Origin of the sequence: Kosakonia radicincitans DSM 16656, from assembly GCF_000280495.2 — a bacterium.
Classification (GTDB): domain Bacteria; phylum Pseudomonadota; class Gammaproteobacteria; order Enterobacterales; family Enterobacteriaceae; genus Kosakonia; species Kosakonia radicincitans.
The window spans coordinates 3050512-3075010 of the sequence record NZ_CP018016.1 but is presented as its reverse complement, the minus strand read 5'-3'; the positions used below and the strand labels follow the sequence as shown (position 1 = coordinate 3075010).

At 51.3% G+C, this 24499-nt stretch carries 18 protein-coding genes and 1 pseudogene; 11 read left to right on the top strand and 8 right to left on the bottom strand.

What is annotated here, in order from left to right:
* Positions 1 to 323 precede the first annotated feature (323 nt).
* From pntA to Y71_RS14655, 3 genes are all read left to right on the top strand, one after another.
* On the top strand, positions 324 to 1853 hold the full coding sequence (gene pntA, locus Y71_RS14665) for a Re/Si-specific NAD(P)(+) transhydrogenase subunit alpha (RefSeq protein WP_007374815.1): 1530 nt from the start codon (positions 324 to 326) through the stop codon (positions 1851 to 1853).
* 10 nt (positions 1854 to 1863) lie between these two features.
* The gene (pntB, locus tag Y71_RS14660; protein ID WP_007374816.1) at positions 1864 to 3252 is read left to right on the top strand and encodes a Re/Si-specific NAD(P)(+) transhydrogenase subunit beta; all 1389 of its coding nucleotides are present in this window, start codon (positions 1864 to 1866) and stop codon (positions 3250 to 3252) included.
* A 107-nt stretch (positions 3253 to 3359) separates the two neighbouring features.
* Positions 3360 to 4469: a mechanosensitive ion channel family protein gene (locus tag Y71_RS14655; RefSeq protein ID WP_007374817.1), complete on the top strand. Its 1110-nt coding sequence runs from the start codon at positions 3360 to 3362 to the stop codon at positions 4467 to 4469.
* A 77-nt stretch (positions 4470 to 4546) separates the two neighbouring features.
* Here the strand turns inward: Y71_RS14655 and uspE are convergent, their stop codons facing one another.
* The 3 genes from uspE to ogt all read right to left on the bottom strand — a co-directional run bounded on the left by uspE (position 4547) and on the right by ogt (position 7117).
* The gene (uspE, locus tag Y71_RS14650; RefSeq protein WP_007374818.1) at positions 4547 to 5494 is read right to left on the bottom strand and encodes a universal stress protein UspE; all 948 of its coding nucleotides are present in this window, start codon (positions 5492 to 5494) and stop codon (positions 4547 to 4549) included.
* 146 nt (positions 5495 to 5640) lie between these two features.
* Complete coding sequence (fnr, locus tag Y71_RS14645; protein ID WP_007374819.1) at positions 5641 to 6393, bottom strand: fumarate/nitrate reduction transcriptional regulator Fnr; 753 nt, start codon at positions 6391 to 6393, stop codon at positions 5641 to 5643.
* A 208-nt stretch (positions 6394 to 6601) separates the two neighbouring features.
* A complete protein-coding gene (gene ogt, locus Y71_RS14640) occupies positions 6602 to 7117 on the bottom strand; it encodes a methylated-DNA--[protein]-cysteine S-methyltransferase (protein WP_007374820.1) in 516 nt (171 codons plus the stop codon).
* 527 nt (positions 7118 to 7644) lie between these two features.
* Here ogt and smrA point away from each other — a divergent pair.
* Positions 7645 to 8208, top strand: coding sequence for a DNA endonuclease SmrA (smrA, locus tag Y71_RS14635; protein ID WP_007374821.1), 564 nt, complete (start codon positions 7645 to 7647; stop codon positions 8206 to 8208).
* Between the two features lie 60 nt (positions 8209 to 8268).
* On the opposite strand, the gene Y71_RS14630 is transcribed toward smrA, so the two are convergent.
* The 3 genes and pseudogenes from Y71_RS14630 to Y71_RS31175 all read right to left on the bottom strand — a co-directional run.
* Entirely contained in the window at positions 8269 to 8814 is a 546-nt protein-coding gene (locus Y71_RS14630; RefSeq protein WP_007374822.1) for a hypothetical protein, read from the bottom strand.
* Between the two features lie 164 nt (positions 8815 to 8978).
* Positions 8979 to 9044, bottom strand: coding sequence for a DUF4113 domain-containing protein (locus Y71_RS31180; protein WP_227136874.1), 66 nt, complete (start codon positions 9042 to 9044; stop codon positions 8979 to 8981).
* A 34-nt stretch (positions 9045 to 9078) separates the two neighbouring features.
* Positions 9079 to 9252 (bottom strand): annotated as a pseudogene (locus Y71_RS31175) (DNA polymerase V subunit UmuC); the annotation flags it as partial.
* Between the two features lie 220 nt (positions 9253 to 9472).
* On the opposite strand from Y71_RS31175, the gene Y71_RS14620 reads away from it, so the two are divergent.
* The 4 genes from Y71_RS14620 to Y71_RS14605 are packed head-to-tail and all read left to right on the top strand — an operon-like array spanning position 9473 to position 13725.
* On the top strand, positions 9473 to 10108 hold the full coding sequence (locus Y71_RS14620) for a TorD/DmsD family molecular chaperone (RefSeq protein WP_236946440.1): 636 nt from the start codon (positions 9473 to 9475) through the stop codon (positions 10106 to 10108).
* Positions 10101 to 12398 carry a molybdopterin-dependent oxidoreductase gene (locus tag Y71_RS14615; protein WP_035943406.1) on the top strand — a complete coding sequence of 766 codons (2298 nt, stop codon included), beginning with the start codon at positions 10101 to 10103 and terminating at the stop codon, positions 12396 to 12398. The genes Y71_RS14620 and Y71_RS14615 overlap by 8 nt, the downstream gene beginning before the upstream one ends.
* On the top strand, positions 12395 to 12949 hold the full coding sequence (locus tag Y71_RS14610) for a 4Fe-4S dicluster domain-containing protein (protein WP_035890156.1): 555 nt from the start codon (positions 12395 to 12397) through the stop codon (positions 12947 to 12949). Before Y71_RS14615 ends, Y71_RS14610 begins: the two co-directional genes overlap by 4 nt.
* A gap of 2 nt (positions 12950 to 12951) precedes the next feature.
* A complete protein-coding gene (locus Y71_RS14605; RefSeq protein WP_007374826.1) occupies positions 12952 to 13725 on the top strand; it encodes a dimethyl sulfoxide reductase anchor subunit family protein in 774 nt (257 codons plus the stop codon).
* A 442-nt stretch (positions 13726 to 14167) separates the two neighbouring features.
* On the opposite strand, the gene Y71_RS14600 is transcribed toward Y71_RS14605, so the two are convergent.
* Together Y71_RS14600 and Y71_RS14595 are read right to left on the bottom strand one after the other, a co-directional pair.
* The gene (locus Y71_RS14600) at positions 14168 to 14395 is read right to left on the bottom strand and encodes a hypothetical protein (RefSeq protein ID WP_035943409.1); all 228 of its coding nucleotides are present in this window, start codon (positions 14393 to 14395) and stop codon (positions 14168 to 14170) included.
* A gap of 395 nt (positions 14396 to 14790) precedes the next feature.
* Positions 14791 to 15009: a cold shock domain-containing protein gene (locus Y71_RS14595; protein WP_007374827.1), complete on the bottom strand. Its 219-nt coding sequence runs from the start codon at positions 15007 to 15009 to the stop codon at positions 14791 to 14793.
* A 280-nt stretch (positions 15010 to 15289) separates the two neighbouring features.
* Here Y71_RS14595 and cspF point away from each other — a divergent pair, with 280 nt between their 5' ends.
* The 3 genes from cspF (at position 15290) to Y71_RS14585 (ending at position 24493) form a co-directional block, all read left to right on the top strand.
* The gene (gene cspF / locus Y71_RS14590; RefSeq protein ID WP_071532062.1) at positions 15290 to 15502 is read left to right on the top strand and encodes a cold shock-like protein CspF; all 213 of its coding nucleotides are present in this window, start codon (positions 15290 to 15292) and stop codon (positions 15500 to 15502) included.
* Between the two features lie 75 nt (positions 15503 to 15577).
* On the top strand, positions 15578 to 15748 hold the full coding sequence (locus Y71_RS30750) for a YnfU family zinc-binding protein (protein ID WP_313902140.1): 171 nt from the start codon (positions 15578 to 15580) through the stop codon (positions 15746 to 15748).
* Between the two features lie 156 nt (positions 15749 to 15904).
* Positions 15905 to 24493: a glycoside hydrolase family 94 protein gene (locus tag Y71_RS14585; RefSeq protein WP_081120785.1), complete on the top strand. Its 8589-nt coding sequence runs from the start codon at positions 15905 to 15907 to the stop codon at positions 24491 to 24493.
* Positions 24494 to 24499 lie beyond the last annotated feature (6 nt).

Here is a 24499-nt window from a genome sequence, read left to right as displayed (position 1 = left end):
AGCATACAACTTTTAACGTTAATACATTGTTAAATGACGACTCTGCGCTGGAGATTAATCGTGTTTTGCCGCTTCGCTTGAGCGGAATATCGGCCTGTTATAGCGAATTTAAGGAAAATAACCCTGCCAGAATCCCTCTACCATTCATATTCGCGGATAAAAGCACAATTTCTCTTTTTCGGCTGTGGATCACAGGCGTTATTTTCAGTAGGTTATAGAAAGTTTGTTACTGTTTTATTTTCCGGGGCTTTTGTGAAAACAGAGGTAAAACGCCTCCGGGACGACTGACAAACCATCATCTAAATCCGATGGAAGGGAAAACTATGCGTATTGGTGTACCTAAAGAACGGTTGGCCAATGAAACCCGCGTTGCGGCGACACCGAAAACGGTCGAGCAATTGCTTAAATTGGGTTTCAGCGTTGCGGTTGAAAGCGGCGCGGGCAAGCTGGCAAGTTTTGATGACGATGCGTTTACTCTGGCAGGGGCAACGATAGTCGATAGCAGCAACGTCTGGCATTCCGACGTGATCCTGAAAGTGAACGCGCCGGACGATGAAGAGATCGCTCTGCTCAATCCTGGCACGACGCTGGTCAGCTTTATCTGGCCTGCGCAGAACCCTGCGCTGATGGAGAAGCTGGCGGCGCGCAACGTGACAGTGATGGCGATGGATTCCGTACCGCGTATTTCGCGCGCGCAGTCGCTGGATGCGCTCAGCTCAATGGCGAATATCGCGGGTTACCGTGCCATTGTTGAAGCCGCGCATGAGTTTGGCCGCTTCTTTACCGGGCAGATCACTGCGGCAGGGAAAGTTCCGCCAGCAAAAGTGATGGTTATCGGCGCGGGTGTGGCCGGTCTGGCCGCCATCGGCGCCGCAAATAGCCTTGGCGCGATTGTCCGTGCGTTCGACACCCGTCCGGAAGTGAAGGAGCAGGTGCAAAGTATGGGCGCCGAATTCCTCGAACTCGATTTCGAAGAGGAAGCCGGCAGCGGCGACGGCTATGCAAAAGTGATGTCCGAAGCCTTTATCAAGGCGGAGATGGAACTGTTTGCCGCGCAGGCGAAAGATGTCGATATCATTGTCACCACTGCGCTTATCCCTGGTAAACCGGCACCGAAGCTGATTACCCGTGACATGGTCGATTCCATGAAGCCGGGCAGCGTGATCGTCGATCTGGCGGCGCAAAACGGCGGTAACTGCGAATACACCGTGCCGAATGAAATCAACACTACGGCCAACGGCGTAAAAGTGATTGGTTATACCGATCTGCCAGGCCGCTTGCCGACGCAGTCTTCCCAGCTTTACGGCACCAACCTGGTTAACCTGCTGAAACTGCTGTGCGTGGAAAAAGACGGCAACGTAGTGGTTAACTTTGATGATGTCGTGGTGCGCGGTGTGACCGTGGTTCGCGACGGCGAAATCACCTGGCCGGCCCCGCCGATTCAGGTTTCCGCGCAGCCGCAGGCAGCCCCAAAAGCGACAGTAGCGCCGAAAGAAGAGGCCAAACCGGCCTCGCCGTGGCGTAAATATGCGCTGATGGCGCTGGCGATCATTCTGTTTGGCTGGCTGGCGGATGTCGCGCCGAAAGAGTTCCTTGGCCACTTTACCGTCTTCGCGCTTTCTTGCGTGGTGGGTTATTACGTGGTGTGGAACGTGTCGCACGCGCTGCATACGCCGCTAATGTCGGTAACCAACGCGATTTCCGGCATTATTGTCGTCGGTGCGCTGTTGCAGATCGGCCATGGTGGCTGGGTCAGCTTCTTAAGTTTTATTGCGGTACTGATTGCCAGCATTAATATTTTTGGTGGTTTCACCGTCACTCAGCGCATGCTGAAAATGTTCCGGAAGAACTAAGGGGTAACATATGTCTGGAGGATTAGTTACTGCTGCATACATTGTTGCCGCGATCCTGTTTATTTTCAGCCTGGCGGGGCTTTCTAAGCACGAAACCTCCCAGCAGGGCAATAACTTCGGTATCGCCGGGATGGCGATTGCGCTGATCGCCACCATCTTTGGCCCGGATACCGGCAACGTTGCCTGGATTCTGGTGGCCATGATCATCGGCGGCGCGATCGGTATTCGCCTGGCGAAGAAAGTAGAAATGACTGAGATGCCGGAGCTGGTCGCAGTGCTGCACAGCTTCGTTGGTCTGGCGGCGGTGCTGGTCGGCTTTAACAGCTACCTGTATCACGATGCGGGCCTGGAACCGGTGCTGGTAAATATTCACCTGACCGAAGTGTTCCTCGGTATCTTTATTGGTGCGGTGACCTTTACCGGTTCCATCGTGGCGTTCGGCAAGCTGCGCGGTAAGATCTCTTCTAAACCGCTGATGCTGCCGCATCGTCACAAAATGAACCTTGCTGCGCTGGTTGTCTCTTTTGTTCTGCTGCTGGTGTTTGTCCGTACCGACAGCGTCGGCCTGCAAGTTCTGGCACTGCTGCTGATGACTATCATCGCGCTGGTGTTCGGCTGGCATCTGGTGGCGTCCATTGGCGGCGCGGATATGCCGGTGGTGGTTTCCATGCTGAACTCCTACTCCGGTTGGGCAGCAGCGGCGGCGGGCTTTATGCTCAGCAACGACCTGCTGATCGTGACCGGTGCGCTGGTCGGTTCGTCGGGTGCGATCCTCTCTTACATTATGTGTAAGGCGATGAACCGCTCCTTTATCAGCGTGATTGCCGGTGGTTTTGGTACCGACGGTTCTTCATCCGGCGGCGATGAAGAAGTGGGCGAGCACCGCGAAATTAACGCGGAAGAGACTGCCGAGCTGCTGAAAAATTCGCACTCGGTAATCATCACCCCGGGCTATGGTATGGCGGTGGCGCAGGCGCAGTATCCGGTGGCGGAAATCACCGAAAAACTACGCGCGCGCGGCGTGAAAGTGCGCTTTGGTATTCACCCGGTCGCCGGTCGCCTGCCGGGCCATATGAACGTGCTGCTGGCGGAAGCGAAAGTGCCGTACGACATCGTGCTGGAAATGGATGAGATCAACGATGATTTCGCCGATACCGATACGGTGCTGGTGATCGGCGCGAACGATACCGTTAACCCGGCGGCTCAGGACGATCCGAAGAGCCCCATCGCCGGGATGCCGGTGCTGGAAGTGTGGAAAGCGCAGAACGTGATTGTCTTCAAACGTTCGATGAACACCGGCTATGCTGGCGTACAGAACCCGCTGTTCTTCAAAGAGAATACGCAGATGCTGTTTGGCGATGCCAAAGCCAGCGTCGATGCTATCCTCAAAGCGCTGTAAGTTATACCGCTTATACATACCGCTCTTTGGAGCGGTATTTTTTTGCCCGTAACCAGCATGAGCAGAGCGACTATACTTCTTTCTTCATGTTTTTATGTGGAGGAAGGATGACGTTTTTGCCTCATTTTGACTTTATATCCTTATTGATGTCGCCCGCATTCTGGGCAGGTCTGGCGACAGTGGTGGTGGTCACGCTGGTGGTCTACTGGCTGTTTACTCGCTTACTGAAGATGGTGATGAAAGGAGCGCATAACTGGAGCGAGAAACAGCGTGGCGTTGGCAAAATGCAGCATGTGCTGGTCGATATGCTCAGCCGTACCAGTCAATTCCTGCTCTTTATTGCTGCATTACTTTTCAGTCTGCGTTTCATCGATCTTCCCGACCGCCTGTTTAATACCCTCGGACACGCCTGGTTTTTAGTGCTGGCGATTCAGATTGCCATCTGGTTCGATCAGGGCGTGGTGTCGTGGATGCGTCATTTGATGTATACGCCTGGTGCAAGCCGAAATCCGGTGACTATGGTTATTGCCGGTCTGTTGCTGCGCATGATGCTATGGACCATCATGCTGTTGTCGATTCTGGCAAACGCGGGCGTCAATATCACCGCGCTGGTTGCCAGCCTTGGTGTGGGCGGTATTGCGATTGCACTGGCTGTGCAGACCATCCTCAGCGATGTCTTTGCCTCGCTCTCCATTGGCTTCGATAAGCCCTTCGAAATTGGCGATTTCGTGGTGTTTAACGATGTTGCCGGCACCATTGAGCATATTGGTCTTAAAACCACGCGTATTCGCAGCCTGAGCGGCGAGCAAATCGTCTGCGGCAATGCGATTTTGCTGCAACAAACGCTGCATAACTATAAGCGCATGCAGACGCGGCGTATCGTTTTCACCTTCGGTCTGGCCGTCAGTACGCCGCCGGACAAATTGCGGAAAGTGAGTGAAATGGTGCAGGCCATCATTACCGACGTGGGTGAAACGAAGTTTGACCGCGCACATTTTCAGGGATTCGCTGCCGACAGGCTGAATGTTGAAGTCGTGCATATCGTCAACACGGCGGATTACAACAAGTACATGGATATTCAGCAGGAAATTAATATCCGCATTATGGAAAAGCTGGCAGAAGAGGGGATCGCGCTGGCGCTGCCGTGCGTGGTAGTAAAAGGTGGGCTGGCGGTAGAAAACCCGGCGGCTGAGCAGCGCGGTGAACCGGCAGTATAAAAAATCCGCCTTGCTGAAGTGAACCCCGAAAGCTGGATACTCCAACAAATGGGGTTCACTTCATGGCGGGTTTTTATTTAATCGTCTTCGTCGTCCAGTTCGATCGGGCTTTGATAATCATCCGGTTTGATGACCAACAGGTCGCAGCGCAGATGATCGATTACCTGTTCGGCCGTATTACCGAGGAATGCCGCAGAAATCCCGGTTCGCCCGATGGTACCCAGCACTACAATCCCGGCCTGTAAGTGCTCGGCCAGATCCGGGATCACCTCTTCCGGTAACCCTTTCTCTACATGCGTCAATTTTTCATCAATACCGAATTTCTGCCGCAGCGCTTTCATTGCCAGCAGATGCTGACCACGAATAGCGTCGTTGTACACGCTGGGATCGAATTCCGGCAGTTCGATGGCGATATTGATTGGCGTAACAGGATAAGCGCCGACAAGATGCACTTCGGTATGGTTGACCTGTTCGGCCAAATGCAACGTCTCTTTGACCAGCTTTTCGTTCAGCGAATTGTGGTACAGCTCTTCACTGGCGAGATTGACCGCCACCACGGCGCGGCCACCTTCCGGCCAGGGCTGATCTTTGACCATCCATACCGGGCAAGGGCATTTGCGCAACAAATGCCAGTCCGTTGGGGTGAAAATGACTGATTCCAGCCGATCGTGCTGGTGGGTCATTTTCAGCAATAAATCATGACCGCCGGAAATCACTTCCTGGATGATGGCCTCGAAGGGACGATTATGCCAGACCACTTTGATCTCAATCGGCACGCCCGCATCGATGTAAAATTTCGCCTGCTCGCGGATCCACGCGGTACGCTGGCTGATAACGCCTTGCCGCATAGCGGTGCGTTCATCGGGGGACAGAAGGGTGGTCATTTCGTAAGAGAAATCATAGATTGGCAAAAAGGCTTTAATGCGGCCACCAATCCGTTGATGCAAATACACAGCACGCCGTAATGCTGGTTGATCGTCCTGGTTAGGATCGATGGCGACCAACATGTTTTGATACTTAGCCATACAGGGTCTCCTTACATCTGTCACCACAGTCTGTAAATAAAAGATAACCTATAAGCACTGAATGAAACAGGGAAAACCTTTTGCCAGATCAATAAATCACGAAAATTACACAGTCCGGCAAAAGGTCTGAAGGCAGGAGAAAAAACTCAGGCGACGTTGCGCGTATGGCCAGCCAGCTGCGCCAGCATATCGCTGTTTTCAATGGTGATATATTTACCTTTCACCGCCAGCATTCCGCTCTTCTGGAAACGACCGAGCAGGCGGCTAATGGTTTCTACCGTCAGCCCCAGATAGTTACCAATATCGCCACGGGTCATGGTCAGACGGAACTCGCGCGGTGAGAAGCCACGCTGGGCAAAACGACGTGAGAGATTGTAGATAAACGCCGCCAGACGCTCTTCGGCATTTTTCTTCGACAGCAGCAGGATCATATCCTGATCGCCTTTGATCTCGCCGCTCATCAGACGCATCATCTGCTGACGCAGGTTCGGCATTTTGCCGGAGAGATCGTCCAGCGTCTCAAACGGGATTTCGCAGACCATCGAGGTTTCCAGCGCCTGTGCGAAGCTGGGATGATGAGCGGTACCAATCGCGTCGAAGCCGACCAGATCGCCCGCCAGATGGAACCCGGTGATCTGCTCGTCGCCCTGTTCGGTAATGGTGTAGCTCTTAATCGTACCGGAACGAATAGCGTACAGCGATTTCAGTTCATCCCCTGCTTTAAACAGCGTCTGACCTTTCTGGATGGGCTTTTTACGCTCAATAATGTTGTCGAGCTGATCCAGCTCGTGCTCATTGAGAGTAAAAGGGATACAAAGCTGGCTAATGCTGCAATCCTGGCAATGGATTGCACATCCGCCTGACTGAATGCGTCGTATAATTCGCTTTTCCGGGATCATAGGTCTGCTCAAGCCGTAATTGATATTTGTCAATTTTAACATCTTTTTCTTGAGCACGTAAGTCTGGTAAAACGTCAATTCACGATTATTAAAACAGGCGGGCGAGCTTCAACGAAATGAATCTACATCATCTCGTTGAAATTCCTTCACTTCGTTAAGGTTTTTATCGCAATACGTCCTGATAAAAAGCCTTTTTATGCGCTTTTTCTCACAATAGCAGGTAGCCTTCATGGCGTAACAGCCACTCTTTGCGCTGTACGCCGCCCGCATAGCCGGTCAGGGTGCCATTGCTGCCGATGACGCGGTGACAGGGTACGACAATACTGACCGGGTTTGAACCATTGGCGGCTCCCACAGCCCGCGCCGCCGTTGCGCGTCCCAGCGTTTTTGCCAATTGGCCATAATGCACCACCTGGCCACACGGGATCGTGCGCAGCGCTTGCCATACTTCACGCTGAAAAGGGGTGCCAGCGGTCGCTGTGGGGAGGGTGTCGATAACAGCCAGATCGCCATCAAAGTAGTCCTGCAGTTTCTGGCTCAATCCGCCAGGATCTGTTGCGGCGATGCGTTGATAGCCTTCACTGCGATAATGAATATCCAGTAGCTTATTCATACGATCGCTGTGCTCTTCCCACTCCACGGCGCGCAGATGAAAACTTTCGTCGCACACTATCCATAGCGGGCCAAGCGGGGTGGATATTTTGTCCTCAAGTAACGTTAACATCTGGCGTCCTTAACCGCGGCAAAGTTCGCCAATCCTAGCAGACGACTTGCTGTGCCACCATACCCCAAAAGTACGTTTATTCCACTATGTCAAGGCGAGGAACAGAATAATAAACAGACAATGTGTCGTTATCTAATAGATCATATATTATCTATTCCCGCTGATAAAAAAATAGAGCCTGCCGACATCCGTCAGGCTCTACAGTACACACAATGACGCTTCCTTTCGTTATTTCCTGCAGTGTCCTCCGTGTGCGGTAAATATAGTTATAGCGATGCGCGTAAATATTTCCAGTAAGAAATGGTGATTGATTTCACGATAATTTAACTAAAATTCAGGTCGCCAGTGCGATAATAATTTTAGTTAAGTTAAATTTGTACTCACAAATTTATTATGGTTTTTGGCTGCAATTAAACAGGCGAGAACATTAACTGTTTGTCCGACTTAAGGTAAATCCTCGAGAGCCATTGTAGGGGCGGGGTACGCCCGTTATAGTACATGAGCAGAAGTTGATGGAGGAGTGCCTGATGAACCCTGACGACAAATCGCTTTTTCTTGACGCCATGGAGGACGTTCAGCCCCTGAAGCGCTGTGCAGATGTACACTGGCAGCGAACACCTAATCCTCGCGCGCAGCAGCGTATCGATACCCTGCAGCTCGATAATTTTCTCACCACCGGTTTTCTTGACATTATCCCTCTTGGTACGCCACTGGAGTTTAAACGCGAAGGGTTGCAGAACGGCGTGCTGGATAAGCTGCGGCAGGGGAAATACAGCCAGCAGGCAAGCCTTAATCTGCTACGCCAGCCGGTTGAGCAATGCCGCCAGATGCTGTTCCGCTTTATGCACCAGGCGCGGCTTGATGGTCTGCGTAATGTGCTCATCATTCACGGCAAAGGGCGGGAAGATGGCTCGCATCCGAATATTGTGCGCAGTTATCTGGCGCGCTGGCTGACCGAGTTTGATGATGTTCAGGCCTTTTGTGCGGCGCTGCCGCATCATGGTGGCAACGGTGCTTGCTACGTGGCGTTGCGTAAGTCGGAGCAGGCAAAGCAGGAAAACTGGGAGCGCCACGCCAAACGCAGCCGCTGATGGTCTGGCGTGATTTTCGTGTTGCCTTTCACTGGCGGGTTTCTGCATGGAACCCGCTGTTTAATATAAGTGACTAATATCCGTCATTTTTGCCTGCGCTGGCGAATACTCCGACGGCCTGAGTTTTATCCGCTGTCTGGCGATATTTTCGGCCTGCTGATGACCGCCCATAAAATCTCTGGCGTTTCGGCCTTCAGTGATCCCGTAACGTCGTTTGTAGTAAAAGTTAAACGTTTGGGGAATCACACCGGAATAATACTGGGCTGAATATTCAGCGGTGCCGCCCCGGGCTTTTATAAAATTAACAATGGTATTGCCAATATCGCTACTGGGTGAAGAACAGCGCAGGTAGCTCTGCTTTCCGTCGCCACCAAAAACCATACCGTGCAGGCTTTTCATACTGATCCCTTTCCGCTCCAGCGCGCATTGAATATCTTCCAGGTTCTGTTGTAGCGCCAGAGCCGTATCAAAATGCGCGCATAGCAAGTAATCGTGCTGATCGGATAATGCATACAACCCCAAACAACTTTGTACCGCTGGCATAGAAAGGTCTAAACCTTCGCGTTTAAAAATACCATATTGTCCTTGAAATACGACAACTCTCATCTCAGTAGCTCCATTACGTAGTGAATGTTATTTTCAGATCGGGAAACCTGTTTAATAATACAAAGAGAATGATTTTTGTCTCTTAATAAGAATAATATTTATCTCTTTTTGATCTTAAATAAATAGATTGAAAGAACGCCTGTATAAATATATCGACAGCGTTTTTATTTGACGATCGGTAAATCAACGTAGCGTGTTGTATAACCCGGCGATAGCATCTCTCGCTTCATGGCCCAGCTTTTTTGAATGCCCTGACCGGCAAACCAGACGGTGCCTCGTGGGAATAGTCAGCCGGCCGCTGGCCTGCGGGTTATAGAAGGTTTTATTTTCGTCATGTGGGCTGGCGCGTATAAAAACGCTTATTACGCAGCAACGTTTTCTTCCAGCCTGGAGTTTCTCCGCCGCACGCTCCGCATAGGCGCACCCTGCCTGATACATATCGCTATATTGAGTGATGCGGTGACCAAATGAGCGGCTACAGATGATCTGCTGAACTCATCGCGACCTGCTCCACGCTTTAATCGTGAGCGTCAGCACACTGTGTGACGATTTATCCTCCCGGCCTCAAAAAAACAATAAAAACGTATCCATGATCAAAAAACATCCTCTGCCGGTAGTTTTACAGTGAGATTATTCTTAAGCATATAGGATATTTCATATGTTTTTTTCTTCAGACAGGGAAGAGCAGGGTGAAACACTTCCTCCCTCTTTATCGGCCTTACCCGTGTCCTTCTCTCGTGAAGAATGGATAGCAACAGGGATCTGTCTCCGCGACTTTTTTGCTTTCCCGCAATCAGGCTCACTGGCTGAAATCAGTAACAGACTCCAGGATTTATGCCTGCGCCATCCGGGGTTACCCGCTATCCCTTCCTCCGGGGACTGGCTTGAAGTCGAATACGATTTTAACCGGCTATTTGTAGGTCCCATGGCTTTGTTGGCTCCGCCTTATGCTTCCGTATATCTGCATACAGAGCCGCAAGTGATGGGAAAAAGTACGCTCGAAATACGCAAGTGTTATCACGAACTGGGTTTCGAAGTTTCACTAGAAAATCAATTTCCCGATGATTCAATCAGTTATGAAATTGAGGCCTGTTTGCTACTGGTATCGTTACCTGAACTGACGCCAGAACAGAGAGAAGTACTGAACTGGCTGACGCATCAGCACCTGAGTAAATGGTTGCCGGACTTTATTACCCGTATCAAAGCCCATGTATCAACGCCGCTGATTGACTCAGTTGCTGACGTACTTTCGCTTTGGTTTTTCGATTTACAGCGGAGAATTCTCCATGACTGACACACCTGATTCCCCCGCCAGGCGGCGCTTTATCAAAAATCTTGCCCTCGCAGGCGTTGCTACCAGCCTGCCAGGCGGGCTGTTGACCCCTCGCCGGGCTGCAGCACAGCCCCCGATACCTTACAATCCTGATAACTACACCCTTTATCGAAATTCCTGTCCCCGCAATTGCTATGACACCTGCAGCCTGAGAACTCACGTTAAGGACGGTGTCATCCACTATATTGACGGAGCAAAAGAGTCGACTTTCACGCATGGTCAACCCTGTATAAAAGGTTTGACCTATCCCCGCCGGGTCTACAGTCCTGACCGGATTAAATACCCGATGATTCAGGATGGCCGGGGTTCCGGTAAATGGCGTCGCATCTCCTGGGAAGACGCAATGGAACGCATTGCCAGCAAAATTCTGGAGATTAAAAAGAAAGATGGCTCGCTTCTGGGACTGGGCCTCACGAAATATTCAGGTAATTTGGGCATTCTTAATTACGGTGTTGAAGGCATGATGTCCTCGCTGGGTTACACCACCCGTTTTGTCGGCACTCCCTGCTGGCCTGCAGGAATTGATGCCCAGAGCTATGACATGGGGGATATGTGGTGTAACGATCCCGAAGATATGGTCAAGTCCCGGTACATCATTATCTGGGGCGCTAACCCTGCCTGGTGTTCCATGCACAGCATGAAATACATCTATCAGGCGCGCGAGCGTGGCGCCAGAGTGGTTGTCATTGATCCCCTCCTGACGCAGACAGCAGCCAAAGCCGATTTGTACTTACGGATAAAACCAGCCTCCGATGGCGCGCTGGCGCTGGGTATGGCTCGCCACTTATTAGACAACGGTCTGGTGGATAAAGACTTTACTACCCAGTATGCCGTCGGTTTTTCTGATTTTGCACAGTATTTAGAGGAAAACATCACCCTGGAGTGGGCAGCGGAGCAGTGCGGCCTTCCTGCCGACACCATTCGTCAGCTTGCAGAAGATTTTGCTGCAGTAAAACCAGCGACTATCTGGATCGGTTACGGTATGCAACGCCATATCAATGGTGGCGCAAATGTGCGTGCCATTGATGCGCTGGTCGCCATGACGGGGAATATCGGTCTGGAAGGGGGAGGCGCACGTTATGGTCACCTTTATACCTGGGGATTCAATTATCACGCCATGCTGCAAAAACAACCTGAGGGATCGGTTGGGTTTAGCGGACAGAAAGGACCAAAAGGGGAGTTTGATTTTGCGGCAAAAACGGAAGCCAGTTATACCGACCGCAGCGTGAATATAAACAAAACCGCGCAGGCCATACTGGACACGAATGATCCGCCCATTCGTATGTTGTGGGTGGCGTGTAAGAACCCGCTATCACAGGATTTTGATCATAATAAAATGCTCAAGGCTTTCAAAAAGCTGGAGATGGTGGTGTGCGTGGACCATTTTTTCAATAAAACCGTGGAGCAGGCCGATATTGTTTTACCTGCCACAACCCAAATGGAGGAGTGGAATGTCTCGGTATCGTACTGGCATTACTGGTTAACCATTAACCAGCCGGCGATTAAACCAATGTATGAGTCGAAATCGGATATTGAGATAGCGGCGGCACTCTCCCGAACCATGAATCGCTTGTCTCCTGGCTCCTGTACATTCCCACAGGAGATTGACGGTAAAGAATGGGTGGCGAAAGAATTTAACGATGGGATCTACAAACTGTTTGGCATCTCATCCTGGGAAGAGCTGCTCAATGGCCCTGTCAAAGCTAAACTGCCACATCCTGCGGCCTGGCACGACTTCAAGTTCAAAACACCATCCGGTAAATACGAATTTGCTTCGGCGCTGAGTCAGGAGAACGGCCACTCACGCTTACCTGAATATAAACCGGGCAGGGCGAAAACCCATCCATTCCAGCTTTTTACTCCGCATGCATTATTTGGCATCCATTCACAGTTCATTAATCTGGACTGGATGAAGGTGTTTTACCCGGAACCATTTGTTTACCTCCATCCCGCAGCGGCACAACTCAAAGGTATCAAGGAACTGGACTGGGTTCGTGTCTTTAATGGCATTGGTGACGTGACTGTCAGGGCCAGACTCACCACGAACGTACCGAAAGATATGCTGGTGATGTATGAGGCCTGGTTCCCGAAAAAGAGTTTTAACGTTCAGAATGTGGTCGATGATACCTCATCAGACATGGGGCAAATGAAAACCGGTTCACCGGGTTCCGCCATCCATTGTCAGTTTGCTGATATAGAGTTAACAAAAATGCCAGCACAGGATAAATCGATACAAGGAGCAAAAGCATGAGACGTGCATTCCTGGTCGATAGTGAAAAATGTATCGGGTGCCGTGGCTGTGCCATGGCCTGTAAAAGTTTTAATCAACTGGAGCCTGATCTTTTCTGGCGCTATGTCTACCCGCTGGGGAATTCCATCTATCCGCACGAAGAAAGGGCTTTCTACTCACTGGCATGTAACCACTGTGAGCATCCCGCCTGTCTGGATGCGTGCCCGGTTGAGGCCTATACCCTGCGCGAAGATGGTATCGTCGTACATGACCCTGCTCGCTGTATAGGCTGTAAAAACTGCCTGCGCAGTTGTCCTTATGGTGCCCCCAGATTTAACGAAGTCACTCATAAGGCTGAAAAATGCAGTATGTGTTATGAACGGTTAGATGCAGGTTTACAAACAGCCTGCATTGATGCTTGCCCTGTCGGTGCATTAACCATGATAGATCTGGATGGACAGGGTGCCCCCGGAAATGCCATACAGTATCCCCCCGGATACCCTGTTATGCCATCCCTGAACCCCGGGACCCGCTTCATTATGCCCCGCACACCGCATCAGGCTGGAGAATAATCATGGAACACTATGAGTTACCACTGGTTTTCTTTACATCGCTGAGCCAGACGTCTGTCGGAATGGCCCTGTTTCTTGCCTGGCGGCGCATTTATAACCGTGATATACCGCAGCGCAGGTCATGGTTTATCACGGGCGTGGTCCTGGGCATATCCCTGATTGGAGCAACCTTCCATCTGGCCGATCCGTTCCATGGCTATAATGCTTTTATTAACTTAAGACATTCATGGCTGAGCAGAGAAATTCTGGCAGCAAGCCTTTTTGCCGTCACGATTGCGCTGGCACTGTTCACCGATGGAAAAGTCGTGACCGTGATTGCAGCGGCAGTGATGGGGATCGTTCTGATTGCAGTGCAGGGACTGACATATGCAGCACCCGCAATGATCGCCATCAATAACGGGCTGCCGATGATTCTCTACCTGTTAACGGCATGGGTAATGGGGGCGGCAATGCTCCCATTGCTGGATAAGTCTCCGGCACTTTCCCCCTTACGCCAGGGGCTGGTGTTGCTGATTCTGGCCATGGTTATCGCACCGGTTATCTGGCGCAGCGGTGGAACGATTGCACGTATGACCGCAGAACAATGGAGCTCATCTCCTTTTTTCTGGTCCGGCTTAATCTGTTTCGCGCTAACACTCGTCTTGTCCTGTCAGCGCCAGAAAGCGTCAGTTTCCATTGCAACGGTTATCATTGCACTTTCAGGTATTATCCTGAGTCGACTGACATTCTTTGGTGATACGGTGAGCACAATTATTAATATAGGTCAGCCGTACTGATCCCACATCAACCGGCTTTCTGAATTTATACCGGTCATATTTGTGAAAAAGCCCCCGCATTGCTGCAGGGGCTTATACATATGATGCCGGGTGCCTCCCGGTAAGCCTTTGGGTAACCCCCCATGGCTCGCTGCTTCAGTCGTGCATGATGAACATTCCAGCAAAAGTGTCATCAGGTTAATTAGCCCCGCCGCTTAGGAGGATTCACCATAAAAGGCAAGATAGCATGAAGGGGATTAGAGCGATATCGACAATTTGTCAGTACACAAAGAGTCATTTTCACTTCTCAGGGTAAACGCTTATAAAATTTTGAATGTGTTATAAAAAAAAGCCTGCAGTTAGCAGGCGATAAAGGGTTTTTACTCATTTTTTTAGTTGTATCTGTTGAATAGGGTAAGTGATCGTGCGCAATTAAATGTGAAGCAGAGAACTTAATGAAATGCTATAAATATTTCCTGGCAGCATCAAGTATCTCCTGAGAACTCAATTCCCTGTCAGAAGCCACGTGAACAACACCATGATCTCCGGTCAAAGAAGGAAAACCTGCTGACATAATCCGAAGATGAGTTTCTTCACCGTTTGGATATTCCTGCTTAATAGAGGATATACCTTCAAGAACGGTCATGACCTTACAGGATTCAGCATTAAAAAACACAAGGACTTTTATCATCTGTTGGTTTTTTCCATAAGGCAATCTCTTCGATACAGGAAATAATTTTTTGTGATCTACCTGCGCGGACTATGTGATATTTACAAAAGTCTGGCAATTTTCTTCTTTTTTAAATTTTGAAGGCTAAAGAAAATTAAAACAGGGTAGAATCAAGGACGTGATGCTTTCGGAGGCTGCCTGACCTCTTACGCACTTTATTATTTAACAAGCAGTTAGCTTCTGCTTTTAGACTTTTCATGCAGCAGACCTGCACTTCATCACATCGGTCAGCACACTCATAGATGTGCAAAAATATGCTGACCTGATATTAAGAATAAACGGCCTTTCGCTAAATTAATTTATGGATCTGTCTACTCAGGAATAATCCTTCATCGTTGTCGCAGACCCACAAAGATTTATTTATCGCAAAGTATTACGTTTGCCGCAGCAGGACCTTTGTCTCCACTGTGTATTGCGAATTCAACTTTCTGCCCTTCAAATAAGGTTTTAAAGTTGTCTCCGTTAAGCGCTGAAAAATGAACAAAGATATCTTTGCTCCCATCAAGAGGAGAGATGAAGCCAAAACCTTTGTCTTCATTAAACCATTTTACAAGGCCTTTAATTCTTGAGGTCATACTGATTCCCGTCACAAATTATAGTATTGATAGTAAACGTATAGTATTAAACGTATGGACTCAAAAGAGGGGATATCAGCGATAACGCCTGGTAATGAGGACTGCCCGGAAAATGTTTAACGTTCGTTTGTACATCGAACTGATGGGATTCATTAAGGCACGGGAAGTCATAATTAGCAAATTATATTTTAGCCATCCAGAGGTCCTGCAAGGAAAATTAAAAGTGGCAATATAATTTTTTCAGGGTATAGTCTTTGCGTGTTTTCAATAAGGAATTGACTTGTCCCATAAAATGACAGGAATTGTCAAAAGTTTTGACATTCTCAGCGGTAAAGGTTTCATCACCCCTTCAGATGGCAGAAAAGATGTTCTGCTTCATATTTCAGCCGTTAATTCACGCGAATCGGAATTACCCATTCCAGGAAGCCGTATTGAATTTTGTCGGATTCACGGTCCCAGGGGGCCTGTGGCTGCGAACATCTATCTTTCCTGAATTTCAGTGCACCAAAATAAATAGATTAAAACTTAACCAAGTGTGATACGGTGAGGCTCATTCATTGAAAGGTTAATGATTATGTCCATTATCGATTACGCAATGAAACTCTTCAGCGGTGCTTCTACCGCCACTGCCGCTTGCCCTGTTTGTGGCTTGAAATCAGCTCAACCGGTGTCAAAAATCCGTCGCAATCAGGCCATGATGTGCCCAGGGTGTAAAGCCCTGTTTATCTCCCGACGCTAGTCCGACCGAAAAACCTCAGACAGAGCCCACATTTTATACCTAAGTTAAATTCCAGCAGCTGTTAAATCCCTGATGCCTTACGCCCATCCTGAGAGAACGTTTCTGAACTGATTTCGCAACTGCTCCTGCGCGCTAACGTCGCATCAGAGCAACGCTATGAAAATGAACCCCAGAGCGTGGTTTAACCACTCCCGTATTCCTACGAATGACGCAGAAAACATGACGTTTTCTGCGAACGATCCTGACGGTGAAAGCAATCCGCGGTCAGAGCTCTTTTCGACTGCCCAGATGGAACGCTACGGTCAGAAACTGGCGCGCACACATAAATTATCGCCGGATAAACTTCCTTATTACCTGCTGAAAAGGCTCGCCGACAATGAGATCGTCATCACGCAAAACTGCTATGAGCTTAACGCGGGTAAAAAGACGAGTATCATGCCCGCCGGGGAATGGTTGCTGGACAATTATTATCTGATTGAGGAGCAAATCCGCACTGTCCGTCAGCACTTGCCGAAAAGCTTTGGCAAAGGTCTCCCGTCGCTGATGTCACCACTGAATTGTCCGCGAATTTACAATATTGCATCAGAGGCCATTGCTCACGGTGATGGCCGCTGGGATACCGCCAGTCTGACCAGCTACCTCACCGCCTATCAACAGGTGGCACCGCTGACATTAGGTGAAGTCTGGGCCTTGCCGGGGATGCTGCGCCTGGCGCTGATTGAAAATCTTCGTCGTATCAGCATGGAAGTGATAAAAGCTCAGCAGGACAGAAACCTGGCCGATACGTGGATAACAAGGATTTTCGAATGTGCAGAGAACGAGCCTGGTGATTTAATCATGGTGGTGGCCGATATGGCGCGCTCTCGTCCTCCGTTAACCAGTGCGTTTGTCGCAGAGCTGGTGCGGCGCCTGCAGGGACATGGCAACGCGCTGTCGTTACCTCTTACCTGGGTTGATCAGTGCCTCCGGGAACAGGGAGTCACCACCGACATTCTCATACATAGCTTCAATCAACAGCTTGCCGCCAGCCAGCTATCCGTCAGTAACAGCATCGCGGGTCTGCGATTACTGAGCGAAACGGACTGGGCTGATTTCGCCGAAACGATCAGTGTCGTCGAACAGGCATTACGCAATGATCCTGCCGGTATCTATCCCCGGATGCACTTTAATACCCGGGATCATTACCGCCACGTTGTTGAGATCCTTGCCAGAGACAGTGGTCTCAGTGAGCCTGAGGTTGCGGGCAGGGTGCTGGCGCTTTCGGGGGAGAGTGCTCCCGACACACAGGAACATCACGTTGGCTATTATCTGGCGGGCGAAGGTCGACAGCAGCTGGAGATTCATCTGTTGGCTGACACCTCCAGGCTCATACGTTTGCGGCACAGTTTCAACAGAATAACTCTGTTGTCCTGGCTTGGAAGCCTGGCGTTGTTGACAACAGCAACGACAGCGGCAGTTTTGCACGAAACTGCTCTGCAGGGCGCAGACTGGCTGTTGATCGCGGTGGCATTGCCTCTGATTATCGCTTTAACTCAGTTAATGAGTGATTTGCTCAGTGACGCAACCACCCGTTTTCGCGTTCCTTATCCATTGCCAGGGATGGATTTTTCAACCGGCATTCCTGCTGACAGCGCAACCATGATTGCTATTCCCTGCATGCTGACCAGCCACGATAGTTTCAGCAAGCTCCTCACCAGCCTTGAAGTCTGCTGGCTGGGGAATCAAAACGAAAATCTCAGGTTCGCTCTGCTCACCGATTTCGCTGATTCTGAGAATGAACCCTCGCCGGAAAATAACGCCCTGCTCAGACAGGCTATCGCCGATATGCAGGCGCTTAATCGCCGCTATCCCTCCAGCCGCCCACGTTTCTATCTGCTACACCGGGAACCTGAATGGAACCCCTCTGAAGGAACGTGGATGGGCTATGAACGCAAGCGGGGAAAACTGGCGTTGCTGAACAGCTGGTTGCGTCATCCGGGGACTCAATTCGTCAGTGTTGCGGATATACCAGCTCATCTTTTACCGGGTCACATTAAATACGTCATTACCCTGGACAGTGATACGGTGCTGCCGCGCGATACGGCACACAAGCTGGTCGCGACAATGGCGCATCCGCTGAATAAGCCAGAGTATGATCCGCTACGCCAGAGGGTCATTAAAGGATTCGGCATTCTGCAACCCGGCCTCGCGGAGGAGATACCACGCAACGGTCAGGGACGTTATGCCGCCATACGCAGTAACGTGCCCGGTAATAATCCTTATTCGATGATGTCTTCGGATATCTATCAGGATCTCTTTGGGGAAGGATCGTTCGTCGGTAAAGGGATTTATGATGTCGATATCTTTGTGCTGGCCACTGCCAACACTTGCCCGGAAAATCTGGTTCTCAGCCATGATTTACTTGAAGGGTGCTATGCACGATCGGGGCTACTGAGTGAGGTCTTACTTTACGAGCAGTACCCCAATAATTACCTTTCGGACGTCGCGCGTCGTTCACGCTGGATCCGGGGCGACTGGCAACTGCTTAACTGGCTGAAGCCACACGTCAGAAAAACTGATGGAACCCGGGATAAGAACCCGCTGTCCACACTTTCTTACTGGAAATTACTCGATAATTTGCGTCGCAGTCTGGTCGCACCTTCTTTACTGGTATTGCTGTTCTTCTCCCTGATTTGGGTACCCAATCCATTTTACTGGCTTGGCGTACTGGCACTGATATGGCTGTTACCTGCAATCCTCAGCATCGCCCACAACTTTCTGCATAAACCTCTGCGTCGTCGCCTGAAGCCGCATCTGTTACTGGTGGGGGCAGGCGCGCTGAAGCGTTTGTCAGGCATCGGCCTTAATTTTGCGGTACTGCCGCATGAAGCCGGATATTCGCTCAAGGCAATTGCCGTGACGCTATGGCGACTGGGGGTCAGCAGGCGTCACCTCAGCCAGTGGGTCAGTCACAGCCTGGACAGCAATCAGGACAAACCCTCTGTTGCGCGATTTTATCAGGCGATGTGGCTGAATGTTGCAGGTGGCGTGACGCTTATAATACTGACCGGACAATATGCGCCGCCACTGCTGGCGATTGCTTTGCCGATCGGTTTGTTATGGTGTCTGGCACCACTGCTGATGAGCTGGCTGAGTCGCCAGCCTGTGCGTAAGGTGTTTTCGCCAAATCAGGAACAAAAACAGTTGTTACGCCAGACAAGCCGTGAAATCTGGGCATTTTTTGAGACCTTTGCCACAGAAAAAGAAAACTGGCTTCCACCTGATAACTACCAGGAAATACCGCAACCGACGGTGGCCCATCGTACTTCTCCTACCAATATTGGCCTTTCCCTTATGGCTAACCTGACGGCCTGGGATTTTGGCTATCTGCCCGGCGGAGAGGTGCTCCGGCGCGTGTCACTCACCCTCGACACACTGGATAAAATGGAGCATTACCGGGGCCATCTCTATAACTGGTATGACACCCGTACGCTGGCCCCCCTCAGCCCACGCTATGTTTCAAGCGTCGACAGCGGAAACATGGCGGGGCATTTGTTGACACTGCGTGAAGGGCTGTCCGCCATGCGTCATCAGCCCGTTTTAAACATCCAACGGATACTGGCAGGAGTGAACGATACGCTGGATATTCTGGAAAAACAGTGGGGCCAGAACCCGCCTGATAGCCTGCGACTGCTGCGCAAACACTACCTGAGCGCGGTGTTGCTACCTCCGCAGGCGTTTTTCAGCGAGCTGAAAAAAATGCGCACCCAGTGCAACCATTTGACAACGCAATGTCATCAGGGGTCTCCTCTTCAGATGCGCTGGGCAGGGCACCTGGAGCATCAACTGGTACAGCTTTGCCATGAGTGGTCGCTGCTGCTTGGCTGGTTACCTGCTTCCTGGAACGAACAGCCGCTGCCGACTCTGAGCGAGCTTGCCCGTGCGACATTTACCGGTAAGGGAACACCTCCGGCGTCAGCGACGGAGCAGGCCCGGATGCGACTGAATATTATCACCGAGCTTGAACAGCGGCTGAATGAGCATGCCCGGATGGATTTCGCCTTTCTGTACAGCGAAACAACCAGTCTGCTCAGTGTCGGTTATAACTGTGACACGAATACACCTGATAAGAGCCATTATGATCTCCTGCCATCTGAAATCCGCCTGACCAGTTTTCTCGCCATTGCGACTAATCAGTTGCCTCTTAAAAGCTGGTACGCGCTGGGGCGGCTGTTTACCACGATTGATAATGAAACTGCCCTGATGTCATGGAGCGGGTCTATGTTTGAATACCTGATGCCGAATCTGGTGATGCCCACCTGGCCTGGCAGTCTGCTCGATGAGATGAGTCAGTCGGCGGTTATGCGCCAGATTCACTGGGGGAAAGAACGTGGGGTACCATGGGGCGTTTCAGAGTCTGGTTATCATGCTTTTGATGTTCAGCATAATTATCAATATCAGGCATTTGGCGTGCCGGGGCTCGGTCTGCGCAGGGGACTTGCCGATGACATGGTTGTCGCCCCGTACGCCACACTGCTGGCGCTGATAGTCTCACCACAGAGAGCCTGTGAGAATCTGTTCAGACTGCAAAAAAATGGTGCGCGTGGCGAATACGGTTTTTACGAAGCGCTGGACTATACCCCCTCACGCCTCGCAACCGGTCAGCTCTATGCGGTTGTGCAGTCATGGATGGCACATCACCAGGGCATGGCTTTTCAGGCGCTGGCCCATGTGCTGCTTGGTGCCCCCATGGCTGAGCGATTCATGTCCAGTACAGTTTTCCGGTCAGCGAGTCTGCTGTTACAGGAGCGCGTGCCGGATGCGGTCGATCTCTACAGCCCACGCCGTCATTTTGAATCTCATGAGGGCAGGGTCAAACCCGTTCGCTATGAACCCCGAATTTTCAATGGGGTGGACACACCCGCCCCGGATATTCAGTTGCTGTCCAACAGCCATTATCATCTGATGTTGACAGCGGGAGGGGGAGGTTACAGTCGCTGGAATAATATTGCTCTTACGCGCTGGCGCAGTGATACCACGCGCGATAACTGGGGAACATTCTGCTATATCCGCGATATGCAGACGGGCGACGTGTGGAGCAATACCTGGCAGCCGACAGGCAACGCCAGCGAACACGACGAGGAAGTGATCTTCACCGATGCGAGCGCTGAATTCAGACGAACCTTCGCTGGGCTCAGCGTCAAAACTCAGGTTGTGATCTCCCCTGAGGATGATATTGAGCTGCGACGGCTCACACTGATTCATCGTGGTCGCCAGCCCCGAGCCCTGGCGCTGACAACCTATGCCGAAGTGGTACTGGCGCCTGATGCCAGCGATCTGGCACACCCGGCATTCAGCAATTTGTTTATTCAGACTGAGCTGAATCCTGAGCGTGACGCTATTCTTTGCCACCGGCGCCCGCGCTCACCGGATGAACCGAGTCCTTGCCTGTTTCACATGATGGTGGTGCATGGCGATAACCGTCATAACGTCTCGTTTGAAACGGACAGGGCAAAATTTCTTGGTCGTGGCAGAACCTCTGCTGATGCCCTGGCAATAGAGGGCGGAGGGCCGCTCAGCAACACGTCGGGGCCAGTACTGGACCCTATACTGGCGATACGCAACACCATCATTCTGCAGCCGGGGCAGCCGGTCACGATTGATATCATTTATGGTATCAGCGATACCCGCCAGCAGAGTCTGGCGTTGCTGGAGAAATATCGCGATTACCCTATTGCCGATCGCGTCTTTGAACTGGCCTGGTCGCACAGTCTGGTGGTATTACGCCAGATGAACGCCAGTGAAGATGATGCCACTTTGTTTAATCGTCTCGCCAGCGCAGTGCTTTACCCTGTCCAGGAGCTGCGCGCCGAAGGTCAGGTGATCAGCCGTAACCGGCGTGGTCAGTCCGGTCTGTGGGGCTGGGCAATTTCAGGTGATCTGCCGATAGTGCTGCTTAGTATTACCAGTGAGGAAAGTATCGCCTCCGTTACCACACTGATTCAGGCACACCGGTACTGGAGACAGAAAGGACTGGATGTTGATTTGGTGATCCTGAATAACAGCCCCGGCGGCTACCAGCAGGGATTACAAAATAAGATTATGGATTTAATTTATGCCGGGTCTGAAGCCAGCCTGCTGGATAAAACGGGCGGGCTTTTCGTCCGTAACGGTGAGCACCTCTCCGCTGAGGATAAGTTGCTTTTGATGAGCGTGGCCTGTCTTTATCTTGATGACCGCGCAGGTGGAATTAATGAGCAGCTTAACCAGCGTATTCATACCCTGAAACCTCCGGTAAGAGCATTCGTTCCGCGTGCTGTGCGGGAGCGTAATCAACATACGGACTGGATCCCCGACATCAGTCAGTTAAGCCATTTCAATGGGTACGGTGGATTTTCGCAGGATGGTCGGGAGTACCAGATTGTCCTGCGGGAAAATGCGCTGACACCGGCACCCTGGTCAAATGTACTGGCAAATTCCCGTTTTGGCAGCGTGATTTCAGAGGCGGGACAGGCTTACACCTGGTATGAGAATGCGCATGAATACCGGTTAACACCATGGGAGAACGATCCGGTAAGCGATCGCAGCGGCGAGGCGTTTTATCTGCGCGATGAAGAGAGCGGTGAGTGTTGGTCACCGACGGCTTTGCCTGTTCGCGGACACGGTGATTATCTGACCCGCCATGGTTTTGGTTACAGTGTTTTTGCCCATCGTGAGAACGGTATAGACAGCGAGCTGACGGTTCTGGTTGCCGAAGAGGCGCCGGTAAAACTGGCGTTCCTGACGCTCAGTAACACTTCGGGACGAACACGAAAACTCTCTGTCACTGGCTATGTGGAGTGGACACTCGGTGGAGCCCGAACGCGCTCAGCACCTCACATTGTGACACAGGCAGCCAGTATCCCTAGCGGCTGCGGGGTGCTGGCGAACAATTTTTACGGTGATAACGGTGGCGGGCGTACTGCATTTTTTGCCGTCAGCGGTAATGATTGTTCACTGACAGGCGACCGTCGCGAGTTTATCGGCCGTAATGGTTCCCTGCACGATCCGTCTGCTATGAAACTGCGCAAACTTTCGGGTAAGACGGGGGCAGGGTTGGATCCCTGCGGGGCGGTACAATCGGCGGTCACATTAATTGATGGGGATCAGAGGACGTTTATTTTTATCCTCGGCGCAGATGAAAATCACGCACGTGCTCAGGAGACGCTTGCCCATTATATGAATGAGAATACGGTCCGCCAGGAGCTAAACCGGGTTCACAACCACTGGCACAATGTGCTCGATAAAATCGTGGTTAACACCCCCGACACTTCCGTAAATTTACTGGTTAATGGCTGGCTAATGTATCAGACAGTCGCCTGTCGTCTTATGGCCCGCAGTGGTTACTATCAGTCTGGCGGCGCATTTGGTTTTCGCGATCAGCTGCAGGATACACTGGCACTGAGTCATGCCGATCCGAACCGGATGCGTGAACAGATAATACTGTGTGCATCACGGCAATTTATCGAGGGAGATGTGCAACACTGGTGGCACCCTCCACATGGCAACGGTGTTCGTACCCGCTGTTCTGATGACTACCTGTGGCTTCCACTTGCCGTTTGCCACTATGTTGAAACGACGGGGGATAAGGATGCCCTGGAAATCCTCATCCCTTATCTGGAGGGACGTCCGCTTCAGCCTGGTGAGGAGTCTGTCTATGACACGCCGGTCATCAGCGGCACCGAAGAGACACTCTGGTTACACTGCGTCAAAGCGATTCAACATGGTCTGCGGTTCGGAGAGCATGGCCTGCCGCTGATGGGGGCAGGTGACTGGAATGACGGGATGAACCAGGTAGGTATCGAAGGCAAAGGTGAAAGCGTCTGGCTGGGCTTCTTCCTGTACGATATTTTGCAGCGGTTTGCAGCGCTGGCGGAGCGCAGGCAGGATGACACTGTCGCCTCGATGTGCCGTTCACAGGCCCTGCGCCTGCAAAACAATCTCGAAGCCCATGCCTGGGATGGCGAATGGTACCGGCGCGGGTACTTTGACGATGGTACGCCCCTGGGATCGAAAGCCTCGCAGGACTGCCGGATTGATGCGATTGCACAGAGCTGGTCTGTATTGTCCGGGGCCGCAAGCCCGGTTCGCTGCGCGCAGGCCATGCAGGCGCTGGATAAGCACCTTGTGGATAATGAGGGGGGATTGATAAAGCTTTTAACACCTCCTTTTGATGGGCACGGTCCTAATCCGGGTTACATCCAGGGGTATCTGCCCGGAGTGCGGGAGAACGGGGGACAGTATACACATGGCGCTATCTGGGCAGTGATGGCATTTGCCCGAATGGGGAATGCAGAACGCGCCTGGCAACTCTGGTCAATGCTCAACCCGATAAATCATACCCTGAATGCGGACTCGGTCGGGATCTATAAAGCTGAACCTTATGTCATGAGTGCTGATGTCTACAGTGTCGCTCCCCATACCGGACGAGCAGGATGGAGCTGGTATACCGGTTCCGCAGGCTGGGCCTTGCGTTTACTTACTGATGAATTACTGGGGATAAAACGCTCCGGTGCTGCCTTTACTGTTCATGCCCGGTTGCCAGATGAGTGGCCGTCTTTTTCTATGAGATATCAATATGGCGAAAGCCATTATCAGATTAGTGTCTCACGCGGCGAAGGAGAATATCGGGTTACGCTGGATGGCGTTCTCCTCCCTGATGACAGAATCCCACTGCGGGATGATGGCCAAAACCATACGGTTGAAATCATTCAGAACGGATACTGATTTCAG

Coding starts and splice junctions, on each gene's coding strand:
- pntA (WP_007374815.1), top strand. CDS start 324: ATGCGTATTGGTGTACCTAAAGAACGGTTGGCCAATGAAACCCGCGTT.
- pntB (WP_007374816.1), top strand. CDS start 1,864: ATGTCTGGAGGATTAGTTACTGCTGCATACATTGTTGCCGCGATCCTG.
- Y71_RS14615 (WP_035943406.1), top strand. CDS start 10,101: ATGACTGACACACCTGATTCCCCCGCCAGGCGGCGCTTTATCAAAAAT.
- fnr (WP_007374819.1), bottom strand. CDS start 6,393: ATGATCCCGGAAAAGCGAATTATACGACGCATTCAGTCAGGCGGATGT.
- uspE (WP_007374818.1), bottom strand. CDS start 5,494: ATGGCTAAGTATCAAAACATGTTGGTCGCCATCGATCCTAACCAGGAC.
- Y71_RS14620 (WP_236946440.1), top strand. CDS start 9,473: ATGTTTTTTTCTTCAGACAGGGAAGAGCAGGGTGAAACACTTCCTCCC.
- smrA (WP_007374821.1), top strand. CDS start 7,645: ATGAACCCTGACGACAAATCGCTTTTTCTTGACGCCATGGAGGACGTT.
- Y71_RS14585 (WP_081120785.1), top strand. CDS start 15,905: ATGAAAATGAACCCCAGAGCGTGGTTTAACCACTCCCGTATTCCTACG.
- Y71_RS14655 (WP_007374817.1), top strand. CDS start 3,360: ATGACGTTTTTGCCTCATTTTGACTTTATATCCTTATTGATGTCGCCC.
- Y71_RS14605 (WP_007374826.1), top strand. CDS start 12,952: ATGGAACACTATGAGTTACCACTGGTTTTCTTTACATCGCTGAGCCAG.
- Y71_RS30750 (WP_313902140.1), top strand. CDS start 15,578: ATGATTATGTCCATTATCGATTACGCAATGAAACTCTTCAGCGGTGCT.
- Y71_RS14600 (WP_035943409.1), bottom strand. CDS start 14,395: ATGATAAAAGTCCTTGTGTTTTTTAATGCTGAATCCTGTAAGGTCATG.
- Y71_RS14595 (WP_007374827.1), bottom strand. CDS start 15,009: ATGACCTCAAGAATTAAAGGCCTTGTAAAATGGTTTAATGAAGACAAA.
- Y71_RS14630 (WP_007374822.1), bottom strand. CDS start 8,814: ATGAGAGTTGTCGTATTTCAAGGACAATATGGTATTTTTAAACGCGAA.
- Y71_RS14610 (WP_035890156.1), top strand. CDS start 12,395: ATGAGACGTGCATTCCTGGTCGATAGTGAAAAATGTATCGGGTGCCGT.
- ogt (WP_007374820.1), bottom strand. CDS start 7,117: ATGTTAACGTTACTTGAGGACAAAATATCCACCCCGCTTGGCCCGCTA.